Annotated in this window: 6 protein-coding genes; 2 read left to right on the top strand and 4 right to left on the bottom strand. The window is 66.8% G+C overall.

Features of this window, described 5'->3' with window-relative positions; translation table 11 throughout:
- From L810_RS36820 to L810_RS36830, 3 genes are all read right to left on the bottom strand, one after another.
- Positions 1–647: c-type cytochrome (locus tag L810_RS36820; protein WP_042977742.1), on the bottom strand; the 647-nt coding region annotated here is incomplete at its 3' end.
- The gene (locus L810_RS36825) at positions 644–2,422 is read right to left on the bottom strand and encodes a GMC family oxidoreductase (protein ID WP_021163240.1); all 1,779 of its coding nucleotides are present in this window, start codon (positions 2,420–2,422) and stop codon (positions 644–646) included. The genes L810_RS36825 and L810_RS36820, both read right to left, overlap by 4 nt.
- Positions 2,422–3,159: a gluconate 2-dehydrogenase subunit 3 family protein gene (locus L810_RS36830; protein WP_042977747.1), complete on the bottom strand. Its 738-nt coding sequence runs from the start codon at positions 3,157–3,159 to the stop codon at positions 2,422–2,424. Before L810_RS36830 ends, L810_RS36825 begins: the two co-directional genes overlap by 1 nt.
- A gap of 604 nt (positions 3,160–3,763) precedes the next feature.
- Between L810_RS36830 and L810_RS36835 the strand changes: the two genes are divergently transcribed.
- Positions 3,764–4,348 (top strand): RNA 2'-phosphotransferase, encoded by a 585-nt coding sequence (locus L810_RS36835; protein ID WP_021163243.1) that lies wholly within the window; start codon positions 3,764–3,766, stop codon positions 4,346–4,348.
- A gap of 9 nt (positions 4,349–4,357) precedes the next feature.
- Here the strand turns inward: L810_RS36835 and L810_RS36840 are convergent, their stop codons facing one another.
- The gene (locus tag L810_RS36840) at positions 4,358–4,774 is read right to left on the bottom strand and encodes a DUF3995 domain-containing protein (protein ID WP_042977744.1); all 417 of its coding nucleotides are present in this window, start codon (positions 4,772–4,774) and stop codon (positions 4,358–4,360) included.
- 301 nt (positions 4,775–5,075) lie between these two features.
- Between L810_RS36840 and L810_RS36845 the strand changes: the two genes are divergently transcribed.
- On the top strand, positions 5,076–5,579 hold a 504-nt coding region (locus L810_RS36845; protein WP_042977745.1), incomplete at its 3' end, for an alanine dehydrogenase.

Here is a 5,579-nt window from a genome sequence, read left to right on the forward strand (position 1 = left end):
CCCTGCACGAGATACGCGCCGCGCGCGACCACCGGATCGGTGTACGGCGCCGCGTCGAACGGCTTCGGCGTCGGGGCGAACATCTTGCGCCAGATCGTAAGCGGCCAGCGCATCGACAGCGGCCACACGATGTCGACCGCACGGTTCTCGTGCTCGACGGGTGCGACGCCGTGCATGAAGTACGCGTACAGCGCCTTCATGTCGTCGTCGGTCAGGCGCGCGTACGACGGGAACGGCATGGCCGGATACATCGTGTCGCCGTTCTTGCGCACGCCTTCGCGCACCGCGCGCGTGAAGTCCTCGTAAGTCCAGCCGCCGAGGCCCGTCTTCGGGTCCGGCGTGATGTTCGTCGAATAGATGCCGCCGATCGGCGTGTCGAATTTCAGCCCGCCCGCGAACGGCTTGCCGCCGCTCGCGGTATGGCACGCGATACAGTCGCCCGCGCGCGCGAGGTATTCGCCGCGCTTGATCAGGTTCGCGTCGGCGGACCGGGCCGCGGGCGCAGCCGCCGGGCCGGAAGCCGCCGCAGGCGCAGCCGGCTGCGCAAACGCCGTCGCGCCTGCGAAGCCGAGCGCGGCCCAGGCCGCGCCGGCCGCCAGCGCGCGCGACATGCGGCGCGCGACGTTGTGGTTCATCGTCCTCTTCATACGGTCACCAGCGGAGCGGGATTTTTCAGGTATTGCTCGCGGATCGCACGTGCCGACCAGTAGGCCAGCGCCGCGATGATCCCGGTCGGGTTGTAGCCGATGCCCTGCGGCAGCGCCGATGCGCCCATCACGAACACGTTGTGCACGTCCCAGCACTGCAGGTAGCGGTTCAGCACGCTCGTCTTCGGGTCGGTGCCCATGATCGCGCCGCCGACGAGGTGGGTCGTCTGGTATGCGCGCGAATCGAAGTGCTTGCCGAACTCGCGCGTCGACACGCCGATCGCCTTCGGCCCCATCGCCTCCGCGATCTTCTTCATCTGCCCGGTCACGTACTGCGCCATCTTGATGTCGTTGTCCTTCCAGTCGAAGGTCATCCGCAGCAGCGGCTGGCCGTACGAATCGCGATAGGTCGGATCAAGGTCGAGGTACACGTCGCGGTACGACATGTTGGTGCCGTGCGCGTCCATCGAGATCGTGTGCGCGTAGTTGTCCTTGACCGCCTTCTTCCACGCCGAGCCCCACTGCGGCGTACCGGGCGGCGTCGCGATGCCGCTGATCGGCTTCACGCCGGCCTGGTTCACCCACAGCGGCGAGCCGCCGACGAAGCCGAGCGGGCCGTGGTCGAAGTTGTCCGCGTTGAAATCGTCCACCGCGACGCCGTTGCCGCCCGCGCCGATGAACGGATTCGTGTAGGTGTCCTTGTCGAAGAACGCCTTGATCGTCGACAGGTTCTGGTACGCGAAATTGCGGCCCACCACGCCTTCGCCCGAGATCGGGTCGTACGGCTTGCCGATGCCCGACAGCAGCAGCAGGTGCACGTTGTGGTACTGGAACGCGGCCACGATCACGAGATCCGCCGGCTGGTGCACTTCACGCCCGGCCGGGTCGACATAGGTCACGCCCGTCGCGCGCTTCTTCGTGTCGTCGAGGTCGACGCGCAGCACGTGGCACTTCGAGCGCAGCTCGAAGTTCGGCGCCTGCTTCAGCGCGGGCAGGATGTTCAGGTTCGGCGACGCCTTCGAGTACATGTAGCACGCGTAACCGCTGCAATAGCCGCAGAAGTTGCACGGGCCCATCTGTACGCCGTAAGGGTTCGTGTACGGGCCCGACGTGTTCGCCGACGGCAGCCGGTACGGATGCAGGCCGAGCGACTTCGCGGCATCGGAGAAGCGCTGCGCAGAATACGTGTTGAGCTGCGCGGGCAGCGGGAAGTTGTCGCTGCGGTTCGCTTCGAACACGTTGCCGTCGCCGACCACCTTGCCGCCGACCTTGTACGCCTGCCCCGACGTGCCGAACACCTTCTCCGCGAAATCGAAATGCGGCTCGAGCTCGTCGTAGGTCACGCCGGTGTCCTGGATCGTCATCCCTTCGGGGATGAACTTCTTGCCGTAGCGCTCTTCATAGTGGCTGCGCAGGCGCAGCTCTTCCGGCGTGATCCGGAAATGCACGCCCGACCAGTGCAGCCCCGCGCCGCCCACGCCTTCGCCCGGCAGGAACGCGGCGAGCTGCCGGTACGGCAGCGCGGTGTCCTGCAGCCCGTGGCGGATCGACACCGTCGTCTTCGACAGGTCGAGGAACAGCTTCTTGCGGATGTTGTAGGTCAGCTCGTCGATCGTGTTCGGATACGCGCCGTCCGGATAGGTGTCGCGATACTCGCCGCGCTCGAGCGCGACCACGTTCAAGCCCGCTTCGGTCAGTTCCTTCGCGAGAATCGCGCCGGTCCAGCCGAAGCCGACGATCACCGCATCGACATGCGGTTTTTTCTCTGCGGCCATCAGCTGCGCTCCCCGTTGATCGAGACGGGGCCGTACGGATAGGGCTTGCCGCTCTGGTTGACGAAATCCATGAAGTCCGCGCGTGCGCCGGGAAAACCGATCATCTTCCACGCGGCCATGTCGTGATTGCCGCCATGCACCGGATCGCAGAAATAGCCTTCGCGCGTGTTCTGCAGCAACTGGCCGAAGAACACGCCGGGCGGCACGTCGTCGATCTGCGCGCCGCTCTTCTCCAGCGCGCCCAGCACGGTATCGCGCGTCGGCGCGTCGAGCTCCGCGAACGCCTTGCCGTGGGTCTTCTCGCAATAGCGGTTGACCGCCGCGATACCGAGCCGGTAGATGTCGCGCGGCACCAGCTTCAGCTGGTAACCAAGCTCGGGCACGCCTTGCTGGAACGGCCCCTGCATGTACCAGGTCGCGCCGTGCGCATACGGCGTCTCCATCTGGCGGTCGATGAATTCGGGCACGCCCGATTCGAGCGCGCCGGGGCCTTCGGCGTCGGCCGGAATCAGCCGGTCGACGGCGGCCTGGACGAACGCCCATTCCTTCGCATCGAAGAAAGTCGGCTTGTACGGGGCGCGTTCGGCGCCGGCCGATGCACCGGGCGCGTTGCCGGTCGTCGCGGAAGGCGACGACGAGCGCAGGTCGCAGCCGGCGACCGACGCGATCGGCACGAGCGCGACCGACGTGCGCAGGAAACGGCGGCGCGAGTTGGGTTTGTCAGGTGACGTGGACATGGTCGGATGTTGATCGTTGGGGATCTCGGGGCCCGGACGCGCGCACTCCGCATGCGGCATGCCCGGCATGGCAGCCTCGCCGCAATCGGCTGGCCGTCCTGTTCTTTCGTCTGTTGCGAACCACCTCGATGCAGGCGCCGCCCATGCAATGCGCGGCGGCGCCTTCATGCGGCCGCGCGTCGCGCCGGTTCAGGCTGCGCTGCACGGATCGGCTTCTTTGTGAGCCTTATCGTCTGACAAATACCGGCATCTGCCCGCATCTGCCCCTCATCGCTCATGACCCTCATTCAACTTAGACGTCGCGTTTGCCGACAGCAAGCGCAACGTGCACGACCCTCTTTCGGGCCCGGCGACAAGTGCCGCGAATTATATATGGAACCGGTTCCATTCAAAGGTACGCCAATGCAATTCAATGCATCGAAAATCGCAACAATTGAAAAGTCCGGAAGCCGGAACGCGAAAGGATTCGCGCGATTACCCGCTGACGCGGGCGTCAGGCAAAGGATTGTCGTGTGTCGGGTTTCGCGGAAGGCTGTGGCTTTCCAGCCACGCGGCGCACCGGTGCGTGCCGGTTTGCATCGTACTCTGGTAGCCTCCGCGTCTCATGAGACCACATAAGAATGAACTGCCGACGGCCGACGCGACCCGCATCAGCCGAACCCTCAGCTACCTGCTGCGCCACGCGCCGCAAACGATCGGGCTGCGGCTCGACCCGGAAGGCTGGGCCGACATCGACGAACTGATCGCCGGCATCGCCCGCCTGGGGCATCCCATCGATCGCGCGACGCTCGAAACCGTCTGCGCGACCAACGACAAGCAGCGCTTCGCCCTCTCCGACGACGGCCGACGCATCCGCGCGGTACAAGGCCATTCGACGCCCGTCGTGCAGCGCAACTATCCGGCCGCGCAACCGCCCGAGCGCCTATATCACGGCACCGCGACGCGCTTCCTGGATTCGATTCGGGCGCAAGGGCTGATACCCGGTGCCCGTCATCACGTGCATCTGTCGCCGGACATCCGGACCGCGCTGGCCGTCGGCACGCGCTACGGCGTGCCCGTGATTCTCGAGGTCGATGCGCAGCGCATGCATCGGCAAGGCCACACGTTCTTCGTCGCCGAAAACGGCGTATGGCTGACGGATACCGTGCCGGCGGAATACCTTACGGAACGGGAAGCGCCTAAGCGCTGAAACGCGCGTTCACCGCGGCCAGAACATCGACGCGATGGACAGCGCCAGCGCCGCGCACAGCGGCGAGTAATACAGCGTGTCCATCCGTGCGAAACGCGACCCGCGAATCCGCTTGAAGAAGCCGACGTAACGGAAATCGCCAACGGCCCGCACCGCGAAGATCAATGCGAGCGCAACGACCGCGAACGAGATCGCGCCGGGATACGGGTTCGGCCCCAGCCAGCCGGCACGCGCGGCAACCACGCACGCGCCGCCCAGCAATGCCGCCGCGACGGCGAGCGTGCCGATGGCGGTCGGCCGCAGCAGCGGCTCGCCGTCCTGCTCCGGAATGGCCGCACGCTTGCCGCGCCGCCCGCCCAACGCCCAGTACACGTGAATGAGCGCGATCGCGCAAAGCGTCGGCACGCTGAAATACGCCCCGGTCATGTCGGTCAATGCCCTCGTCTCGTTGTGTCGTTATCTCGACGTGCTGCCGGCGAAGCGCCGGCGCGCGGCCCCGGGCCGCGACACCCGTGACGATACCGAAACCCGGCAGCCCCTGCATTGCGACCTCCGGTCGCAACCCGCCACGACCGATGTTGCAACGCAGTGCGCGCGGGCCGGCCGCTTGACTTCCCTCCGCGCACCACTACCCTGTTATTCCAGTACCGCGGTCGATACGCATCCGCGCGATCGGCCGCACGGCGCACCTGCACGACAACGATAACGAAGGCCATGGAGGCGACTCATGCTGATCGGCGTGCCGAAGGAGATCAAGAACCACGAATACCGTGTCGGCCTCACGCCGGCCGGCGCACGCGAACTCACTCGGCACGGCCACCGCGTGCTGGTGCAGCGCGGCGCGGGCACCGCGATCGGCCTGCTCGACAACGACTACACGGCCGCGGGCGCATCGCTCTGCGACGGTGCCGACGAAGTCTTCGCGCGCGCCGACATGATCATCAAGGTCAAGGAGCCGCAGCCGGCGGAATGCGCGATGTTGCGGCGCGGGCAGATCCTCTACACGTACCTGCATCTCGCGCCCGATCCCGGACAGGCCGCAGCACTCGTGAAGTCCGGCGCCGTCTGCATCGCCTACGAAACCGTGACGGGCCCGGGCGGCGGCCTGCCGCTGCTCGCGCCGATGAGCGAGGTGGCCGGGCGCATGTCGATCCAGGTCGCGGCGACCCACCTCGAAAGCCCGCGCGGCGGGCGCGGCGTGCTGATGGCCGGTGTGCCCGGCGTGCCGGCC

It is taken from the genome of Burkholderia sp. AU4i (genome assembly GCF_000466765.1).
In the GTDB taxonomy this organism is placed as follows: Bacteria; Pseudomonadota; Gammaproteobacteria; order Burkholderiales; family Burkholderiaceae; genus Burkholderia; species Burkholderia cepacia.

Bases quoted from the DNA above. Each gene is read 5' to 3' on its own strand.
- L810_RS36825 (WP_021163240.1), bottom strand. From the start codon at position 2,422: ATGGCCGCAGAGAAAAAACCGCATGTCGATGCGGTGATCGTCGGCTTC.
- L810_RS36830 (WP_042977747.1), bottom strand. From the start codon at position 3,159: ATGTCCACGTCACCTGACAAACCCAACTCGCGCCGCCGTTTCCTGCGC.
- L810_RS36835 (WP_021163243.1), top strand. From the start codon at position 3,764: ATGAGACCACATAAGAATGAACTGCCGACGGCCGACGCGACCCGCATC.
- L810_RS36840 (WP_042977744.1), bottom strand. From the start codon at position 4,774: ATGACCGGGGCGTATTTCAGCGTGCCGACGCTTTGCGCGATCGCGCTC.